This is a genomic window from Streptococcus sp. 32226D021BW, from assembly GCF_053545015.1.
This window is the reverse complement of record NZ_JBPPVC010000008.1, coordinates 1-17,522: the sequence shown is the minus strand read 5'-3', so window position 1 is coordinate 17,522 and position 17,522 is coordinate 1. Positions and strand designations below refer to the sequence as shown.

Sequence of the window (17,522 nt, the reverse complement as noted above, 5' to 3'; positions counted from 1 at the left end):
GGGTAAAAAAATTCATTAAGCGTTGAAAGCATCTGTCAATTGTGGCACCACTTGTTTCTTACGTGAAACGGCACCAGCAAGGAAAGCGTGGTTGTTTTCCAGCTTGAAGTTGAAGGCCGCTTCCACCTTGTCCATGTTGCTACCAAGCGCAAGGATTTCAGAGTTTGAGTTAACGATGTCTGTAATCATCAAAACAAAGTCAGAGTAGCCATTTGCTGCTGATGCTGCTGTCATAGCTGCTTCGATTTCTGCTTGACGTTCCATGACTTCTGCAATGTCCACTGTGTTGACTTGGGCTACACGCACGTCATTTCCATTCAAGCCAAATGTTTTGGCATCGATGTCAATCAATTCTTCTGCTGACTTGCTGGCAAGGTTAGTACCAGCTTTCAAAAGTGCCAAACCGTATTCTTCTAAGTTAACCCCAGCCAATTCTGCCAATTCTGCGGCTACCTGTGGGTCAGAAGCATGAGTGGTTGGTGATTTGAGCAAGAGGGTATCTGAAATCAAGCCAGACAAGAGCAGACCTGCCACTTCTTTTGGAAGGGTGATACCATTTTCCTTAGCAGCACGGTAAACGATAGAAGAAGCTGAACCAACTGGCTCCAAACGCATATAAAGTGGGTTTGCAGTTTCAAAGTTGGCAACACGGTGGTGGTCGATAACCGCCGCCACTTCAACCTCCTTGATGTCTGCGATAGACTGTTGGAATTCATTGTGGTCAGTCAAGATAACTTGGCTAACGCCTTCTGCCTTAGCTGATTCAACCACACGCGGTGCTGTCACACCGAAATAGTCCAGAGCAAAGGCTGTTTCTTCATTAGGAGTTCCGAGGGCAACTGCTTCCGCATCGCGACCGAAAGCCTCACGCTCCAAGTAGGCCCAACCGTATGAAGATGCGATAGCATCCGTGTCAGGATTTTGGTGACCAAAAACTAAGAATTTTGACATTTCTAAAACCTCATTTTTCTAATAATCTTCTACATTTTACCATAAATAAAAGGACTTGTGAACATGGACGGGTCAGGATTTGCCAAACGTTTTCAAAAAGAGTATGATAGTAACATACAAAAACAAAAGGAGACCAATATGAAATTTTCAGACTATACCTATGTCCGTCCAGATTATGAAGCCATCAAGGCTCAATTTTCTGACTTGACAGACCAGTTGGCTCAAGCAAGTAGCCTCGAAACCACACGCACACTGGTTACTGCCATTACCAAATTGCTCAACTTGGTTGACACCCAGTACAATCTCTGGATGATCCGTCACACCATCGACATGAACGATGAGTTTTACAATGAAGAAACTAAGTTTTGGAATGAGTATTCTCCACTTTTTGAAGAATTGACCACCAACTACTACCGTGTCATTGTCCAGACACCTTACAAGGCTGAGCTTTCAGACATTTTACCAGAAACTTTCTTCATGCAGGCTGAGAACAAGCTCAAGACCTTCTCATCAGCTGTCATTCCCTTGTTCCAAAAGGAAAATGAATTGACCGATGAATACAGCAAACTGATTGCGGGTGCAGAGATTGATTTCCAAGGACAGACTTACAACTTGGCACAAATGGGGCCATTCGGTCAATCAACAGACCGTGACGTCCGCAAGGCTGCTTCTGCTGCCACAACTGCCTTCTTTGAAAGCAAGGAAGCTGACTTTGACCGTGTTTACGATGAGTTGGTCAAGGTCCGCACGGAAATCGCCCACAAACTCGGCTTCAAGGATTATGTGGAATACGGCTACCTCAAGATGAACCGTTTTGATTACAATCGTGACATGGTCAAGGTTTACCGTGAGGAAATCCTCAAGCATATCGTACCGATTGTGCAAAATCTTCGTGAACGCCAAGCCAAACGCTTGCAGGTACCAAGCCTGAAACACTACGACCTCAATCTTGAGTTCTTAGACGGCAATGCGGTACCACAGGGTGACCCTGACTTTATCGTCAGCCAGGCCCAAGACATGTACCGCGAATTATCCGCAGAAACAGGCGAGTTCTTCGATTTCATGATAGAGCATGAACTCTTGGACTTGGTCGCAAAACCAGGCAAAAACAGCGGTGGCTACTGTACCTATATCCCTGACTTCAAGAGCCCATTCATCTTCTCTAACTTCAACGGAACCAGCGGTGATATTGATGTTTTGACCCACGAAGCAGGTCACGCTTTCCAAGTCTATCGTTCCCGTTGGATCCAAAGTCCAGAAGTTGTCTGGCCAACCTATGAAACCTGTGAAATCCACTCCATGTCTATGGAATTTATGACCTGGCCATGGATGGACCGTTTCTTCAAGGAACAGGTGGATAAGTACAAATTCACCCACTTGGCAAGTGCCCTTCTCTTCTTGCCTTACGGTGTCTTGGTAGACCACTTCCAGCACGAAGTCTATGAACACCCCGAGATGACACCAGCAGAACGCAAGGCGACTTGGAAGAAACTCCAAGACCTCTACTTGCCAGACCGTGATTATTCTGAGTCAGAAGCCCTCAACCGTGGTATCTTCTGGTACCGTCAAGGTCATATCTTTGCTAGCCCATTCTACTACATCGACTATACCTTGGCCCAAGTCTGTGCCCTCCAATTCTGGAAACGCACGCAGGTGGACCACGATGAAACAGCTTGGGCAGACTACATCCGCATCTGTGATTTGGGTGGCACCAAGTCCTTCTTGCAAGTGGTTGAAGCCGCAAACCTCCAATCACCGTTCAAAGAAGGTGCCCTTGAAAGCACAGCCAAGGCTGCTGCCGATTGGTTAAATGCAGTTAAGGATGACCAACTATAAAAGACAAAAATCTGAATGAGATTCAAACTCATTCAGATTTTTTTGCTTTGACAAATTCGATGTACTTATCCCCAAAAACTTCAATTTGCTCCAAAACCAACTTAAATTCCTGACCAATCTCACTCAGTTCATACTCCACTTTTGGTGGAACCTGTGCATAAACCTTCCGAGTGATTAAACCATCATCTTCTAGCTGACGCAACTGCTTGGTCAAGGTTGCTTGGGAAATCCCTGTCAATCGACGGTGCATTTCATTAAACCGAATGGGACCTTCTTCGATATGATGTAGTAATAAGATACTCCATTTCCCAGATAAAACACTCTGAGTGGTCACATAAGGACACTCCGGAACCGTATGTTGTGTGAAAGTTGCCATAATTTCTCCTTTATTTTCCCTTGATATTACACATTACTTCACAAAAAGATAGTGACTATTCAAAAAAATCGTACTTGTTTTATTTTTAGTACCTGTTACAATAATACCATAAACTGCGAAAGCAGGAAAGTATTTTCTCAAAAGGAGCGATACAATGAACATCAATTGCACTATATAATATAAAGGAGTCCCTATGTCACTAATCTCAGTTTTCAAAAATATATTTACAAAAAAGGAAGAAAAAAACATGAAAAACATTTTATTTATCGTCGGTTCACTACGTGAGGGTTCATTCAACCACCAAATGGCTAAACAGGCTGAAAGCATCTTAGAAGGTCAAGCAACTGTATCTTATCTTAACTATAAAGAAATCCCGCTCATGAACCAAGATCTTGAAACACCAGTCTTGCCAGCTGTCCAAGCTGCACGCGATGCGATTATGGCTGCAGATGCTATTTGGATTTTCTCACCAGTTTACAACTTTGCTATTCCAGGTACTGTGAAGAACTTGATTGACTGGCTCAGCCGTGCCCTAGACTTGTCAGAAACACGTGGCCCATCTGCACTACAAGACAAAATTGTTACTGTATCATCTGTTGCCAATGCTGGACACGAGCCAATGTTCGCTAGCTACCATGCACTCCTACCGTTTGTTCGTATGCAAGTGGTTGGTGAATTTACAGGTACAACTGTCAATCCAGAAGCATGGGGAACTGGACAGTTGGTATTGTCAGAAGAAGCCATCGCTGGTCTGCAAGCTCAAGCTCAAGCTTTGTTAGAAGCTTAGATTCTACAGGTCAATATACATCCTTCTATGATCTTTATCGAGTTGAAGTTGATAAAATTGCAGAACTCTGAGATGTTGTTGTACCAATCGAGGAAGATTCCAAAACTTCCAATAGCAATGCTAAATTCTAATCAAAAACCAAGAAATCGAAATGAAAGAAATTTAATATGAAACTATATTACATCATCGATGCTTATTGTGGTTGGACCTACGGCTTTAACCACATTTTCACAAAATTCATGCAAGACCATCCTGACATAGAAATAGAGGTCATTAACGGAGGCTTGTTTGTCGGAGATAACAAAAAGAAAATGGTTGATTTCCAGCAGGCACAGACCATCAACAAACAAATCGAAGCCTATTACCAAATGTCTTTTGGCGATAACTACAATCAATTGTTTAAGGAAAAGGACTTTACCATGGATTCCCTTGGTCCTGCTAGGGCTTACTCCGTTTTGAAAAACTATGTTGAACCATACCAGCTTGCTCAGCTGACATTAGACATTCAAGCCTTATTTTTTGAAGATGGGTTAGACCTCAGTCAAGCAGACAGTTACACCAGCCTAATCGGTAGCTATCAGTTACCTACAAAGGCTATGGAAGAACTATCAAGCATCTTGAATCAACCAGAAAATCTACACCCAGACTTTATCAAGGCATATGAAATGGGGGTAACCTCTTTCCCAACCTTGTTGCTTGAAAAAGACGGGAACTTCTTTAATCTTATTAACCAAGTTCGCACAGTAGACGATTTGGAAAAAAATTTCCAAACAGCTATTACGCAATAGAAAGGGCAACTATTTATGGAAAAACATTATAAGCTACAAAATGGAACAGAATTACACATCTTTACAAATGACGAATCAAGTTTTATGGTTACGGCGACCTTAATCATTAAAAATGGCAAGGCTCTCCTGGTAGGTTCAGGGTTTAAACAATCAGAAGGAGAGCGAATTGTTCGCTATCTACAAGACGTGCAACTGACATTAGAAAAAATCTTTATCATTCAAGGGGATCCAGACTATTATTTTGCTCTTGAGCCTATCAAAAAATCATTCCCAGAAGTCATTGTCTATGCAACGTCTTATGTTATCGACCATATTTTAAAAACAGTATCAAAAAAATTACAGGTATGGGGAGGCTCTTTAGGTGACCAAGCTCCGAAAAATATTATTTTACCAGCGCTCATTCAAGAATCTACATTAGAATTTGAAGGTGATAAATGGGAATTTTTCGGTAGTGAACCAAGTCAAATCAATCTTTGGAATGCGGAAACCAAAACCATTATTGGCGGTATCAATACATTTAATCAAATTCACCTCTTCTTAGCAGATTCACAAACTACCGAGAAATTGAAAGCCTGGCAAGATCGATTAAAAGATATGAAGGCACTGGATGCCTCTCTCATTATTCCAGGTCATGCAGATAGTGAAAGTTCATTTGATTCTCAAGCACTTGATTTTTCAATCGCCTATATTGAAGTAGCAATCAAATTAAAAAAAGAAGTCAAAGACTCAGCTACCTTTGTCGCTAAAATGAAAGAAAAATTCCCTAATCTTCGTAACGAGGCAGTCTTAGAATTGAGTGCTAAAGTCTTAACCGGTGAAATACCATGGGGGTAATGTATGTCAAAAAATCAATTATATAAAAATATTTTAGAAGAAACTTATCTAGCTACTGCTCAAGGTCGAATAGAAGATTTCAAAAGCCATTTAGCTGCTGAAATCTCTTGGACAGAAGCTGCAGGCTTTCCCTATGCTGGTACCTATATCGGTCCAGATGCAGTGATCGAAAACGTCCATGCAAGACTAGGTTCTGAATGGACCAATTATAGTGCCACACCTGTTGATTACGCCTTTTCAGGAAACCGTGTCATGGTTTATGGCTACTACAAGGGGACCTACAACCTTACTGAGAAATCCTTTCAAGCAGACTTTGTCCATATTTACGATTTTAATGCTGAAAATAGAATTACACACTTTATCCAAATCGTAGATAGCGCACTTGTTGAGAAAGCTATGAGATAAAAATCAATTTTCAAAAGTCTATTCGTCACACATTACTTCACCAAAAGATACTAAGTAACTCGAAAATTCCTATAAATTGTATCAGAAAGTTAGGTACCTCTATGTACAATTCCCAATTTGAACTGGGTTATGTCGCCCTCAACGTCCGCAATCTAGAACTTCAAAGCCTATTTTACCAGCAGGTTTTGGGTCTCCAAGTTCTCTCCCAAAGTCCTAACCAGACTGACCTAGGCGTTGGAAAAAACATCCTTATTCGCCTGATTCAAACAGAGCAGAAAGGCGAAGTTAGCCACAGCTACGGACTCTATCACTTGGCCATTGTCCTACCTAGCCGTGAAGATCTCGGCAACATTTTCCGCCACTTTATCGATAACAAAGTTCCCCTCCAAGGCGCCAGCGACCACGGTTACAGCGAAGCCATTTACCTAGCCGACACCGAAGGCAACGGCATCGAAATTTACCGCGACCTGCCTCAAGACACTTGGGATGTCCGCCCAGATGGACAAATTGTTGGCATCACTGAGCCTATGGATGCTGAAACGATCTATGCTTTAGGGAAAAAAGCTGACGCAGCCTATCAGATGCCGCTTGGCAGTCGCATGGGCCATATTCACCTATCTGTCCGAGAAAGCGCTGCTTCTAGCCGTTTTTACCAAGAAGTCCTAGCTGTCGAGGATAAATTCTCCGTCCCATCTGCAGCCTGGCTAGCCTCGGGCGACTACCATCACCACCTAGCTGTCAACGAATGGGGAGGAAAAAATCTGAAAACCAGACAAGAAGGCATGCCAGGACTTGCCTATTATACTGTTATCTACTCTAGCCCAGCAGATTTTGAAGCAACCTTGGAACGCGCCACAGCTGCGAACCTAAACCTTCAAAGACTAGACAATAGCGCAGCCTTTATTGATGTGGATGGTATAAAAACACAATTCAAATTAGAATAACTAAAATAGAAAGAAAAGCCTCCACATGTCACAAGGAAATAAAAAGAAAAGAAAAAGCGCACTGTTATGGAACATATTAACCGTTCTACTTGTTATAATATCGTTAGCTTTAATTTTCAACACATCCATCAGGAATTACATCATCGGCTGGAATACAAATAAATACCAAATTACTAAAGTTTCAGCTGGTGATATTGCGAAAAATAAACAAGCAGAAACGACATTTGATTTTGAACAAGTACAGTCTATTTCAACTGAAGAAGTTTTGTCAGCACAGTGGGATGATCAACAATTACCTGTAATCGGTGGTATCTCAATTCCAGAACTCGGTATTAATTTACCAATTTTTAAGGGTTTATCCAACGTTTCCCTAATGTATGGTGCTGGGACTATGAAAGAGAACCAAGAAATGGGGAAAGGAAATTATTCCTTAGCCAGCCATCATATCTTCGGTGTTGCCGGTGCAGCAGATGTCCTATTCTCACCATTGGATCGAGCACAAAATGGAATAAAAATCTATATAACGGATAAAAATAATGTCTATACCTATGTCATTGACAGTGTAGAAATTGTATCACCCGAAAGTGTCTATGTAATTGATGACGTAGAGGGCAGAACAGAAGTTACCTTGGTAACTTGTACAGATATTAATGCAACTGAACGTATCATCGTAAAAGGTATACTCGAATCAACGACACCATATAATGATACGCCCGAAGATGTTTTAGATTCATTTTCAAAAAGTTATAACCAATATGATTATGGACAATAAGAACAAAAGTGAGTATTAAAGTCCCTTAGTTCCATTTTTGTACTAGTAAAACTACATATCAGTTCCAAATCTGACCTACTATAGCATAACCGAACTTCAGTAATAAAAAATACAGACAGTTTCAGGCTGAGCTAAAAATCAGCATAAATCTGTCTGTATTTTTTTTGTAAAAATCTATTGTTCCGTATTTTATTGAATCAAACCAAGATCGTATTTCATACCCAAAATACGTTTGACGGATTGGTTGATCCGTTCCTCTGTAATGGTTCCATTCTTAACTTGTTCGATAATATAAGGAATTTGACTAGCATAGCTTGAAGATAAAATCATATCTGTCCCAGCTTGAATGGTCTGCAAGGCACCTGTATCTTGATCTACAAATTGGACCAAACCCTGCATATCAAAATCATCCGTCATTATGACACCCTCAAAACCAAGCTCATTCCGAAGGATTTTATTGATTTCAGGTGAAATGGATGACGGGACATCATCAATGGCAGACACGATATTGTGGCTAACCATGATAGAGTCAGCTCCTGCTTCAATACCAGCCTTAAAGGGAAGAAAATCATTGGCTCGCAATTCTTCTAAACTACGATTGTCATATACCAAATCTGTATGTGAATCAGCATTGTTCCCATAGCCTGGGAAATGTTTCAAAGTCGAAGCAAATTGCTCTTGTTTCAGGAGCTGGACCTCTTGGCCGATATAAGCAGATGTTGTAGCAGCATCTTGACCAATAGTCCGATCATAGATAAATGACCATGGTTCTGTGGATAAGTCCGCAACTGGAAAGAAACCGGCATGAATACCTATCCCTTTCAAAAGACTGGTTTTATGCTTGCTATCTTCTAAAACAGCCTCCAGCCCCCCTGACTGATACAATTCCAAGGGGGAAGCAAGGGGAGTTTCTAATAACTGACTAACCCGCGTTACCGTTCCACCTTCTTCATCAGAAGCCATTAAAAGTGGTAGCTTGGAATTAGCTTGATAACTTGCAATGTCTTCCTCGACTTGCTCTAAGGTCTTTCCTTCAAAGTCCCGTGAAAATAAGATATAACCACCAAATTGATAGGAAACAAGGTCTTCCAACTGATTTTCAGCAGGTATACGTGCAAAAATCATCTGACCAACTTTTTCTTCCAGGGTCATTTGCTGTAGGTAATCAGAGATTCGTTTCTCTTTGACAGAAATCTCTCGAACAGGCACAAAAGAAGGACTGTTGCTGGACTGTCCTTCTCTTTTATTAAACACATAATATGCTAGGGATGCACAGACAGCAACCAACAAACCTGCCAAAAGCGGTCCGACTACACCTAGACTTTTATTTACTCTAGCTCTACGCACTACTATCCCTTTATTCGATTCATATAGTCTTGATAGGATTCGGTTTCCATCAAGGTCTTAGCATTTAAAACGCGTTCCTTACTTGGTGGCTTGGTCCCTTCAAGTGGATAAGGTCTACCTAGCTCACGCCACTTAAATTCTCCAAGATTATGGTAAGGCAAGACTTCAAAACGCTCGACATTATTCAAGGTCTTGACAAACTTTCCTAGCTCAATCAAGTCATCATCACGGTCTGTCAGTCCTGGTACCAAGACATGGCGGATCCAAACAGGTTTGCCAATATCCGATAGGTAACGGGCACACTCTAAAATAGTCTTATTGCTATGTCCCGTTACAATACGGTGCTGGTCTGGATTGATTTCCTTAATATCCAAGAGCACCAAATCTGTCACTTCCATCAAACGATTGTATTTTTCCAGATAACGCTCGGTCGAACGGAAGGTCAGAGCACAGGTGTCCAAGGTTGTGTGGATACCTTTTTCTTTTGCCAAGGTAAAGAGGGCAATCAAAAAGTCAATCTGAATAGTAGCTTCACCACCAGATACCGTTATCCCACCTTCTTTCCCCCAGAACATACGAAAACGCAAGGCTTCATTGAGAACATCCTCTGCAGTTCGTTCTTTGGCCGCAGGATTGACCAGTTCCCAAGTATCAGGGTTATGGCAATACTGGCAACGCATATGACAACCTTGCATAAAGACCACAAAACGTACACCTGGTCCATCCACAGAGCCAAAACTCTCAGTCGAATGAACAAGCCCTGTTACTTTTCGGTAATCTACTTCTTCCATCATCTCATCCTCATTTTCTTAATATAGTTATTATATCATAAAAATGAAAACGCTTCTATACTTGTATTTTATTGTTTTTAACTAACTATTTGAATCGCTATGAAAAACCAGCTACCTTAAAGCAACTGGTCTTATCCTATTCTTTTTCAACTTCCTCTTCCAGAGTAGTCATCATCATTTTAAGCTTGGTCACTCGACCATTTTTCACCTTATCATTGATAAAGACTAAATGATGGTCCTTACTGTCCACTTCAAAGGTCACCTTTTCTTCCTGACTTGGAATAGTGCCGACTCCCGTCAAATAATAACCTGCAATGGTATCCACATCATCACTTTCTAGCTCCGTATCAAAATGCTCATTGAAGTCATTCAGAGTCATATTCCCTTGGACAATATAGGTATTCTCTGCAATTTCACGGACAAAAATCTCTGTCTTGTCCGTTTCATCATCGATTTCCCCGACAATTTCTTCCAACAAATCTTCTAAAGTAACCAGACCTGCAACTCCACCATACTCATCTAACAAGATGGCCATTTGATTTTGGGTATTGCGTAAGGATTTTAACAAATCATCCACGAAAATGGTTTCTGGAACAAAGAGAGGTTCCTGCATAATACGTCGGATATTGAGATTGTCGAAACCATTGCTAAAAGCTGCAGATAAAATTTTCTTGGTGTGAATAAGGCCGATGATGTTATCCTTATCCCCATCATAGACGGGAACGCGAGAAAAATTCTGTTTGAGAATGGCCGCCATAATGGTTTCCGTATCGTCTTCAATATCCACCATGAAGGCATCCGTACGGGGAACCATTACTTCACGTGCCATCAGCTCATCCAAGGAGAATACACCTTGCAACATCTCGATTTCTTCCGCATCCAAAGTCTGCTCGCTCTTGGTCAAGATATACTCAATCTCATCCCGGGTCATCTGCTCGTCCGCATCGTCAAAGTTCATAGGTGTAATGCGACTGATGAGATTGGTCGCGGCTGATAAGAGCCAAACGAAAGGACTGACAACCTTTCCTAGGAAAATAATCACTGGCGCCGTAACTACTGCCAGATTTTCCTTCATATTCATGGCAATTCGCTTAGGATACAATTCTCCAAGCACAATGGATACAAAGGTCAACATCGCTAAAGCCAACCAGTAACCAGCAGTTTGAGCTGTTGTTGAATTACCCATCCACTTGGCAAAAACAGCACCTAAATCATTGGCCAAGCTGGCACCCGAAAGGATAGAAATAAAGGTAATTCCAACCTGAATAGTAGAAAGGAAATTATTGGGATTTTCTAAAACTTGTAGTAAGCGAATATACTTCCTCTCTCCCTCAGCGGCCTTTTGCTCCACCCGTGAACGATTGAGGGAAACAAGGGCCATTTCTGAAGCTGAAAAGAAGGCATTGAGCAAGGTCAACAATAAAAGTAATAATAATTGTAAATGAATGGTCTGACTACCAGGGTCTTCCATGATATTCTCCTATAATAAAATCTATAACATTCCCATTATACCATATTCTTTTCATTTTGGTATAATCGAGGTGACATTCGGCAAAAATATCTGTAAATCTACACTTCTGTGATAAAATAGTCAAAAAGAAAAGTGAGGTCCATATGATTTTATCCATGAAAGAACTGTCCTACAAAAGACAGGGGAAGTACCTATTAAAAGACATCAACTGGGAATTTAAAAAAGGGGATCGTTGGGCTATTTTAGGCCTTAACGGTGCTGGAAAATCGACACTGCTGCGCATTTTAATGGCTGAGTTTTGGAAAACCTCTGGTAGCCTGACTGTTCTTGGAGTGGAGTTTGGTAAGGGTGATATTCCTAGCCTACGCACCAAGATTGGGGTCGTTGGTTCTTTCCTTGCAGAACGCTTTCCCATTGATTTGACAGCTGAGCAGATTGTCTTAACAGGAAAATATAAGTCATCTATCTTATACAGGGAATATGGTCAGGCAGAATTGGACCAGGCTATTGAAATGCTGAAAACAATTAAGGCTGACCACTTGATTGGCAGGACCTATGTTAGTTTGTCACAGGGCGAACGCCAACTCCTGCTGATTGCCCGAAGTTTGATGGAAGAGCCGGCTATTTTGATTTTGGACGAGGCTACTGTGGGCTTAGACCTTTTGGCTCGCGAACGCCTGCTCCACCACATCGACCATATCTGCCAACTCCCAACGGCTCCTGCCATTATCTACGTCACCCATCACGCCGAAGAAATCACTGATAATTTCACCCATGTCCTACTGCTCAAAGATGGCATGGTCTTGGCACAGGGACCCAAAGAAGACATCCTGACACCTGAACTCCTCAGCGATTTTTATGGCAATCAGGTGGAATTGATTGACTTGGGTGAGGGAAGATTGTTCATTAAGCCGATATTATAAAAAACAAATCCAGCCCTAGTTTGAGCTGGATTTTAATCGTTCCACCATCACCAAAAACGGTGGGGTATTAACTTGATTGAGCGGTTTGTAGAGCATGGCTGTAAAGACTGTTTGGTCTAGCTGGCTGATAAAGTCTAAAACTGCATCCTTCTCAAGAGCTCCACCCTCGTGACCATAGTAAATCATGATAGCCAAGCGACCTCCAACCACCAGACGGTCTAGGACTTTCTCAATGGCTTGAAGGGTGGTTGCAGGCAGGGTGATGACTGACTTGTCCGCCGAAGGTAGATAACCCAGATTGAAAATGGCTGCCTTGCATTCATCCACATATTGGTCTAAATTTTCGTGCCCAGCCAAAACCAACTGGGCATTGGTCAATCCAGCTTTTTCTAGTTTTTCAGCCGTTGTGGTCAGGGCTTGTTCCTGAATATCAAAGGCCACCACTTTTCCTGCTCGCTGGGCTAAAAATAGCGTGTCATGACCATTTCCCATAGTCGCATCGACCGCTAGGTCCTGGTCAGTTAAAATCTCGTCTAAAAAGGCATGGGCCATGTGTAAAGGTCTAAGCATTTTCACTCCTTAAGCTAATAATCTTACATAATATTCGGTCAAGGTGGCTTCGTCCACCTTTTTGCGTTGCTGCAACCACCAGCTGACCGTCTCCACAAAAGTGGTCACAACAAAATGTACCAGCAAATCCTCTGGAAGATTTCCCTTGCCCTGCATGTAGTCTTCAACCACTTTTGGAAAAATGTCGTGTTTCAGCTCCGCTTCCAGTTCTCTTAGAAAATAGGCATTGCGGGACAATAAAAGGCTGGCAACTCGGTCTTGATTGGTTCGAAAGTGTTTGAAAATATGAGCCAACAAAGTCTTCACATCCGCATCTTCACGACCTGTAAATAAGTGGTGAAAGAGGTCATGACAAAGTTCTTCCAAAAGAGCCTCTTTACTGGCATAGTGGGCATAGAAAGTGGAACGCCCCACATCTGCCAGGTCAATAACATCCTGCACGCGCATGTCATCATAACCTTTATCATTTAATAAGGTCAAAAAAGCCTGAAAAATAGCTCTTTTTGTTTTTGCAATTCGTCTATCCATTTTTCGTACATTTCAAACAATTTGTTCAGAAAAAGACAAACCGTTTCTCTTGTTTCTAGTTTTTCGGCTCATTACAGTACATAATAAACCTATAAACAGTATAACACAGAAAGGGAATCTCATGTCATCTTCTAAAAATACATTTATCGCTTTTCTCCTCAATCTCAGCTTTTCTATCATCGAGTTTATCTTTGGCTGGCTCTTTGGTTCCAGCGCCATCTTAGCAGATGCTGTTCATGATTTGGGTGACGCCCTCGCCATCGGAAGCTCTGCCATCATGCAAACCTATGCCAATAAACCTGCTGACAAGTTCTATCCTTTTGGCTACAAGAGATGGAATATTTTGGCTGCTCTCTTGACTTCCAGCATTCTGATTATCGGCTCCAGCTTGATCCTTGTAGAAAACATTCCCAATCTTTTCCATCCCCAGCCTGTCAATCAGGATGGGATGCTGATACTTGGGATTATCGCTGTCATCATCAATTTCTTTGCTTCTCGTATTGTAAAAAATGGCCATAGCCATAATGAATCCATTCTCAGCTTACACTTTTTAGAGGATATTTTGGGATGGCTGGCGGTCATCCTTGTTTCCATCATTCTTCAATTCACTGATTGGTACTTTCTAGACCCATTACTCTCACTCGGTATTGCTATCTTCATCCTCTCCAAAGCCCTGCCAAAAGCTTGGAACAATGTTAAGATTTTACTTGAAACCAGTCCGCAAGGAGTAAATCTTGAAGAAGTTAAAGGAGTCCTCCTGGCTCTTGAAAATGTTCACGAAATCACTCAGCTAAATGTCTGGACCATGGATGGATATGACCATTGTGCGACTGTGACGGTCAAACTGACAAATCCTGCTGTAGCAGACAAGACCAAAGCAAAAATACGGAATTCTCTCCATTCCTTTGGCATTATCCAGAGTACCATCGAAATTTTGTAAAAAAATTTTAAAAAATATCTCATTTTCCTCTCCCATTTGCGAATAAATAGGTATGAAGACAATTATCCTATTTTTCCTTGGAGCTTCTATCGGCTCCTTCTTGGGATTGGTCATCGACCGTTTCCCTGAACAGTCCATTATCGCCCCCTCTAGTCACTGCAATGCCTGCAAACGACGGCTCAAGGCCTGGGACTTAATTCCAATCCTGTCCCAACTTTCGACAAAATCCAAATGCCGTTACTGCAAGGCAAAAATTCCTTATTGGTATCTGGGACTAGAGTTCTTAGCTGGTCTAGTCGTTCTGCTCTGCTATTTTCAAGTCCTAAACCTAACCGAAACCATTCTCATCTTGTCTGGACTTGTTTTGACTATTTACGACATCAAGCATCAGGAATATCCCTTCGCTGTCTGGCTACTTTTTACCTTTGTAGCCCTCATTCTCTCTCAGCTCAACTGGCTCTTCTGTGGCTTTTTGCTCTTGGCCTATCTGACTGAAAAATGGCAACTCAATATTGGTTCTGGCGATTTTCTCTATCTGGCAAGTCTGTCACTTTTGTTTGGCTTTACAGAAATTCTCTGGATTATTCAGCTTAGTTCCATCCTAGGTCTGGCCATCTTTTTCATCTTTAAACCTAAATCCCTACCCTATGTGCCTTTTCTATTTTTGGCCAGCCTGATTATCAATATCACTCTCTAAATCGAGCCTAGCTCGATTTTTTTGGTATAATAGAAAGAATAAAGGAGAAAGCTATGACAGTTTTTACAGATGACAGTTTAACCCTGCATACCGACCTTTACCAGATCAATATGATGCAGGTCTATTTTAATCAAAACATCCATAATAAACACGCTGTATTTGAAGTCTATTTCCGTTCTCAGCCCTTTAAAAATGGCTATGCCGTCTTTGCTGGTCTGGAGCGTGTGGTAGAATATCTCAATAATCTCAGCTTCAGCCAGACAGATATTGACTATCTGACTGAATTAGGCTATCCCAAGGATTTCCTGGATTATTTGGCAAACCTTGAAATGAACTTGACCGTTCGTTCTGCCAAGGAAGGCGACCTAGTCTATGCCAACGAGCCCATTATGCAGATTGAAGGCCCACTTGCCCAGTGCCAGTTGATTGAAACTGCAATTCTCAATATTGTCAACTACCAAACCCTGATTGCTACCAAAGCTCGTCGTATCAAGGCAGTCATTGAAGAAGAGGCGCTTATGGAATTTGGTACCCGTCGTGCACAAGAAATGGATGCTGCCATTTGGGGCACCCGCGCAGCCTATATCGGCGGCGCGTCTGCCACTTCCAATGTCCGAGCAGGAAAAATCTTCGGCATCCCAGTCGCTGGTACCCATGCCCACGCCTTGGTCCAAGCCTATGGCGATGATTACAAGGCTTTCAAGGCCTACGCTGAAACCCATCATGATTGTGTCTTCCTAGTGGATACCTATGACACCCTACGAATCGGTGTCCCTGCAGCCATCAAAGTTGCCAAGGAAATGGGTGATAAAATAAACTTTAAAGGCGTTCGGATTGACTCTGGCGACATGGCCTATATTTCCAAAAAGGTCCGTCAACAGTTGGATGAAGCTGGCTTTACGGAAGCAAAAATCTACGCGTCCAATGACCTGGATGAAAATACCATCCTCAACCTCAAAATGCAAAAGGCCAAGATTGATGTCTGGGGAGTGGGGACTAAGTTGATTACTGCTTATGACCAACCTGCCTTGGGAGCTGTCTATAAGATTGTGTCCATTGAAGAAGAAAATGGAAAGATGCGAGACACCATCAAATTGTCTTCCAACGTTGAAAAAGTATCAACGCCAGGTAAAAAACAAGTTTGGCGGATTACATCCAAAGAAAAAGGTAAGTCTGAGGGCGACTATATCACCTTTGCGGATACGGATGTCAGCCAAATGGACAGCATTTATATGTTCCATCCAACCTACACCTACATCAACAAGACCATTGAAAACTTCGATGCCCGTCCCCTCCTCATTCCGATTTTTGAAGAGGGCAAGCAAGTCTATGAATTACCAAGTCTAGCGGAAATTCAAGCCTATGCCAACCAAGAATTTGACAAGCTCTGGGACGAATACAAACGTGTGCTCAACCCACAACTCTATCCAGTTGACCTGGCCCAAGATGTATGGGATAACAAGATGAACATCATCAATCGCATTCGAAAACAAAGCCAGGCCAAATCCATCTAAGAGAGGTAGCCAATGACCCTACAAGAAACCATTATCAAGGAACTAGGTGTCAAGCCAAGCATTGACCCAAATGAAGAAATCCGTCGCTCCATCGACTTTCTCAAAGACTATCTGAAAAAACATCCCTTTTTGAAGACCTATGTCTTGGGGATTTCAGGTGGACAAGACTCGACCTTGGCTGGTCGTTTGGCCCAGCTGACTATGGAAGAAATGCGAGCGGAAACAGGTGACGATTCTTATCAATTTATCGCTATCCGTCTACCTTACGGTGTGCAAGCTGATGAGTCCGATGCCCAAGCAGCCCTAGCCTTTATTCAACCAGATGTCAGCCTAACCATCAACATCAAGGAATCTACAGATGCTATGGCGGCGGCTGTCAATGCAAATGGACTTTCTATGTCTGATTTTAATAAGGGAAATGCTAAAGCCCGCATGCGCATGATTGCCCAATACGCCATTGCTGGTGAACGCAAGGGGGCTGTGATTGGAACCGACCATGCCGCCGAGAATATTACCGGCTTCTTCACCAAGCACGGTGATGGTGGTGCAGACATCCTGCCCCTCTTCCGCCTTAATAAGCGTCAAGGTAAGCAACTTCTAGCTGAACTGGGGTCAGATGAAAAACTCTACCTAAAAGTCCCTACTGCGGACTTGGAAGAAGACAAGCCAGGCCTGGCGGATGAAGTCGCTCTTGGTGTTACCTATAACCAAATTGACGACTATCTAGAAGGCAAAACCATCGACCCTCAAGCCCAAACCATTATCGAAGGATGGTGGAATAAAACAGCCCACAAACGCCACCTGCCAATCACAATTTTTGATGACTTCTGGAAATAATACTCTTCGAAAATCAAAATCAGACGTTGTTGACTTGATTTGATGACTGAAAAGCTCCTGTGGAGGTTTTCAGCCTGTACCCTTGAAATATAAAAGGAACAGCGTTCTATCTGCATCATATCGATACGAACTATGTTCGCTCTATCTCCAACCTACAAAGATTCCCCGAACCTTGTTGTAGCGAACAGGTTCGCTCTATCTCCAACCTACA

At 42.3% G+C, this 17,522-nt stretch carries 19 protein-coding genes; 12 read left to right on the top strand and 7 right to left on the bottom strand.

From position 1 onward, the window contains the following. Window positions 1-15: 15 nt before the first annotated feature. Window positions 16-951 carry a manganese-dependent inorganic pyrophosphatase gene (locus ACEE44_RS06335; RefSeq protein WP_449171659.1) on the bottom strand — a complete coding sequence of 312 codons (936 nt, stop codon included), beginning with the start codon at window positions 949-951 and terminating at the stop codon, window positions 16-18. A 138-nt stretch (window positions 952-1,089) separates the two neighbouring features. Here ACEE44_RS06335 and ACEE44_RS06330 point away from each other — a divergent pair, with 138 nt between their 5' ends. Next, window positions 1,090-2,787: a M3 family oligoendopeptidase gene (locus tag ACEE44_RS06330; protein ID WP_449171658.1), complete on the top strand. Its 1,698-nt coding sequence runs from the start codon at window positions 1,090-1,092 to the stop codon at window positions 2,785-2,787. 28 nt (window positions 2,788-2,815) lie between these two features. On the opposite strand, the gene ACEE44_RS06325 is transcribed toward ACEE44_RS06330, so the two are convergent. Continuing rightward, window positions 2,816-3,163, bottom strand: a complete 348-nt coding sequence (locus tag ACEE44_RS06325; RefSeq protein ID WP_167786328.1) for a winged helix-turn-helix transcriptional regulator — start codon at window positions 3,161-3,163, stop codon at window positions 2,816-2,818. Window positions 3,164-3,410: 247 nt separating this feature from the next. Between ACEE44_RS06325 and ACEE44_RS06320 the strand changes: the two genes are divergently transcribed. The 6 genes from ACEE44_RS06320 (at window position 3,411) to ACEE44_RS06295 (ending at window position 7,693) form a co-directional block, all read left to right on the top strand. Next, on the top strand, window positions 3,411-3,950 hold the full coding sequence (locus ACEE44_RS06320) for an NADPH-dependent FMN reductase (protein ID WP_029176262.1): 540 nt from the start codon (window positions 3,411-3,413) through the stop codon (window positions 3,948-3,950). A gap of 167 nt (window positions 3,951-4,117) precedes the next feature. Further along, on the top strand, window positions 4,118-4,738 hold the full coding sequence (locus ACEE44_RS06315; protein ID WP_449171657.1) for a thioredoxin: 621 nt from the start codon (window positions 4,118-4,120) through the stop codon (window positions 4,736-4,738). Window positions 4,739-4,753: 15 nt separating this feature from the next. Continuing rightward, on the top strand, window positions 4,754-5,572 hold the full coding sequence (locus ACEE44_RS06310) for a cytoplasmic protein (protein ID WP_449171656.1): 819 nt from the start codon (window positions 4,754-4,756) through the stop codon (window positions 5,570-5,572). A gap of 3 nt (window positions 5,573-5,575) precedes the next feature. Beyond that, complete coding sequence (locus ACEE44_RS06305; protein WP_449171655.1) at window positions 5,576-5,977, top strand: nuclear transport factor 2 family protein; 402 nt, start codon at window positions 5,576-5,578, stop codon at window positions 5,975-5,977. A 101-nt stretch (window positions 5,978-6,078) separates the two neighbouring features. After that, window positions 6,079-6,921 carry a VOC family protein gene (locus ACEE44_RS06300; protein ID WP_449171654.1) on the top strand — a complete coding sequence of 281 codons (843 nt, stop codon included), beginning with the start codon at window positions 6,079-6,081 and terminating at the stop codon, window positions 6,919-6,921. Window positions 6,922-6,946: 25 nt separating this feature from the next. Then, on the top strand, window positions 6,947-7,693 hold the full coding sequence (locus ACEE44_RS06295; RefSeq protein WP_449171653.1) for a class A sortase: 747 nt from the start codon (window positions 6,947-6,949) through the stop codon (window positions 7,691-7,693). Window positions 7,694-7,882: 189 nt separating this feature from the next. Here the strand turns inward: ACEE44_RS06295 and ACEE44_RS06290 are convergent, their stop codons facing one another. From ACEE44_RS06290 to ACEE44_RS06280, 3 genes are all read right to left on the bottom strand, one after another. Next, a complete protein-coding gene (locus ACEE44_RS06290; RefSeq protein WP_449171712.1) occupies window positions 7,883-8,902 on the bottom strand; it encodes a glycoside hydrolase family 3 protein in 1,020 nt (339 codons plus the stop codon). A gap of 140 nt (window positions 8,903-9,042) precedes the next feature. Further along, window positions 9,043-9,834 (bottom strand): pyruvate formate-lyase-activating protein, encoded by a 792-nt coding sequence (gene pflA / locus ACEE44_RS06285; protein ID WP_024380338.1) that lies wholly within the window; start codon window positions 9,832-9,834, stop codon window positions 9,043-9,045. A 133-nt stretch (window positions 9,835-9,967) separates the two neighbouring features. After that, window positions 9,968-11,302: a hemolysin family protein gene (locus ACEE44_RS06280; protein WP_449171652.1), complete on the bottom strand. Its 1,335-nt coding sequence runs from the start codon at window positions 11,300-11,302 to the stop codon at window positions 9,968-9,970. A gap of 143 nt (window positions 11,303-11,445) precedes the next feature. Here ACEE44_RS06280 and ACEE44_RS06275 point away from each other — a divergent pair, with 143 nt between their 5' ends. Further along, window positions 11,446-12,225 (top strand): ABC transporter ATP-binding protein, encoded by a 780-nt coding sequence (locus tag ACEE44_RS06275; RefSeq protein ID WP_449171651.1) that lies wholly within the window; start codon window positions 11,446-11,448, stop codon window positions 12,223-12,225. Window positions 12,226-12,240: 15 nt separating this feature from the next. Here the strand turns inward: ACEE44_RS06275 and ACEE44_RS06270 are convergent, their stop codons facing one another. Then, window positions 12,241-12,795 carry a tRNA (mnm(5)s(2)U34)-methyltransferase gene (locus ACEE44_RS06270; protein ID WP_248026222.1) on the bottom strand — a complete coding sequence of 185 codons (555 nt, stop codon included), beginning with the start codon at window positions 12,793-12,795 and terminating at the stop codon, window positions 12,241-12,243. Between the two features lie 9 nt (window positions 12,796-12,804). Further along, window positions 12,805-13,323 (bottom strand): TetR/AcrR family transcriptional regulator, encoded by a 519-nt coding sequence (locus ACEE44_RS06265; RefSeq protein ID WP_024419426.1) that lies wholly within the window; start codon window positions 13,321-13,323, stop codon window positions 12,805-12,807. A gap of 121 nt (window positions 13,324-13,444) precedes the next feature. Here ACEE44_RS06265 and ACEE44_RS06260 point away from each other — a divergent pair, with 121 nt between their 5' ends. Genes ACEE44_RS06260 through nadE form a run of 4 tightly spaced genes read left to right on the top strand, consistent with a single transcriptional unit; the run spans window position 13,445 to window position 17,311 of the window. After that, window positions 13,445-14,263: a cation diffusion facilitator family transporter gene (locus ACEE44_RS06260; RefSeq protein WP_105110446.1), complete on the top strand. Its 819-nt coding sequence runs from the start codon at window positions 13,445-13,447 to the stop codon at window positions 14,261-14,263. Window positions 14,264-14,315: 52 nt separating this feature from the next. After that, on the top strand, window positions 14,316-14,960 hold the full coding sequence (locus tag ACEE44_RS06255) for a prepilin peptidase (RefSeq protein ID WP_449171650.1): 645 nt from the start codon (window positions 14,316-14,318) through the stop codon (window positions 14,958-14,960). A gap of 53 nt (window positions 14,961-15,013) precedes the next feature. Next, a complete protein-coding gene (locus tag ACEE44_RS06250; RefSeq protein WP_449171649.1) occupies window positions 15,014-16,474 on the top strand; it encodes a nicotinate phosphoribosyltransferase in 1,461 nt (486 codons plus the stop codon). 12 nt (window positions 16,475-16,486) lie between these two features. Further along, window positions 16,487-17,311, top strand: a complete 825-nt coding sequence (gene nadE / locus ACEE44_RS06245) for an ammonia-dependent NAD(+) synthetase (protein ID WP_449171648.1) — start codon at window positions 16,487-16,489, stop codon at window positions 17,309-17,311. The last annotated feature ends 211 nt before the right edge of the window (window positions 17,312-17,522 follow it).

What these genes read in the sequence shown, in the direction of transcription:
- ACEE44_RS06310 (WP_449171656.1), top strand. Translation starts at nt 4,754, where the DNA reads ATGGAAAAACATTATAAGCTACAAAATGGAACAGAATTACACATCTTT.
- ACEE44_RS06270 (WP_248026222.1), bottom strand. Translation starts at nt 12,795, where the DNA reads ATGCTTAGACCTTTACACATGGCCCATGCCTTTTTAGACGAGATTTTA.
- ACEE44_RS06265 (WP_024419426.1), bottom strand. Translation starts at nt 13,323, where the DNA reads ATGGATAGACGAATTGCAAAAACAAAAAGAGCTATTTTTCAGGCTTTT.
- ACEE44_RS06305 (WP_449171655.1), top strand. Translation starts at nt 5,576, where the DNA reads ATGTCAAAAAATCAATTATATAAAAATATTTTAGAAGAAACTTATCTA.
- ACEE44_RS06320 (WP_029176262.1), top strand. Translation starts at nt 3,411, where the DNA reads ATGAAAAACATTTTATTTATCGTCGGTTCACTACGTGAGGGTTCATTC.
- ACEE44_RS06255 (WP_449171650.1), top strand. Translation starts at nt 14,316, where the DNA reads ATGAAGACAATTATCCTATTTTTCCTTGGAGCTTCTATCGGCTCCTTC.
- pflA (WP_024380338.1), bottom strand. Translation starts at nt 9,834, where the DNA reads ATGATGGAAGAAGTAGATTACCGAAAAGTAACAGGGCTTGTTCATTCG.
- nadE (WP_449171648.1), top strand. Translation starts at nt 16,487, where the DNA reads ATGACCCTACAAGAAACCATTATCAAGGAACTAGGTGTCAAGCCAAGC.
- ACEE44_RS06315 (WP_449171657.1), top strand. Translation starts at nt 4,118, where the DNA reads ATGAAACTATATTACATCATCGATGCTTATTGTGGTTGGACCTACGGC.
- ACEE44_RS06335 (WP_449171659.1), bottom strand. Translation starts at nt 951, where the DNA reads ATGTCAAAATTCTTAGTTTTTGGTCACCAAAATCCTGACACGGATGCT.
- ACEE44_RS06275 (WP_449171651.1), top strand. Translation starts at nt 11,446, where the DNA reads ATGATTTTATCCATGAAAGAACTGTCCTACAAAAGACAGGGGAAGTAC.
- ACEE44_RS06325 (WP_167786328.1), bottom strand. Translation starts at nt 3,163, where the DNA reads ATGGCAACTTTCACACAACATACGGTTCCGGAGTGTCCTTATGTGACC.
- ACEE44_RS06330 (WP_449171658.1), top strand. Translation starts at nt 1,090, where the DNA reads ATGAAATTTTCAGACTATACCTATGTCCGTCCAGATTATGAAGCCATC.
- ACEE44_RS06280 (WP_449171652.1), bottom strand. Translation starts at nt 11,302, where the DNA reads ATGGAAGACCCTGGTAGTCAGACCATTCATTTACAATTATTATTACTT.
- ACEE44_RS06295 (WP_449171653.1), top strand. Translation starts at nt 6,947, where the DNA reads ATGTCACAAGGAAATAAAAAGAAAAGAAAAAGCGCACTGTTATGGAAC.
- ACEE44_RS06260 (WP_105110446.1), top strand. Translation starts at nt 13,445, where the DNA reads ATGTCATCTTCTAAAAATACATTTATCGCTTTTCTCCTCAATCTCAGC.
- ACEE44_RS06300 (WP_449171654.1), top strand. Translation starts at nt 6,079, where the DNA reads ATGTACAATTCCCAATTTGAACTGGGTTATGTCGCCCTCAACGTCCGC.
- ACEE44_RS06250 (WP_449171649.1), top strand. Translation starts at nt 15,014, where the DNA reads ATGACAGTTTTTACAGATGACAGTTTAACCCTGCATACCGACCTTTAC.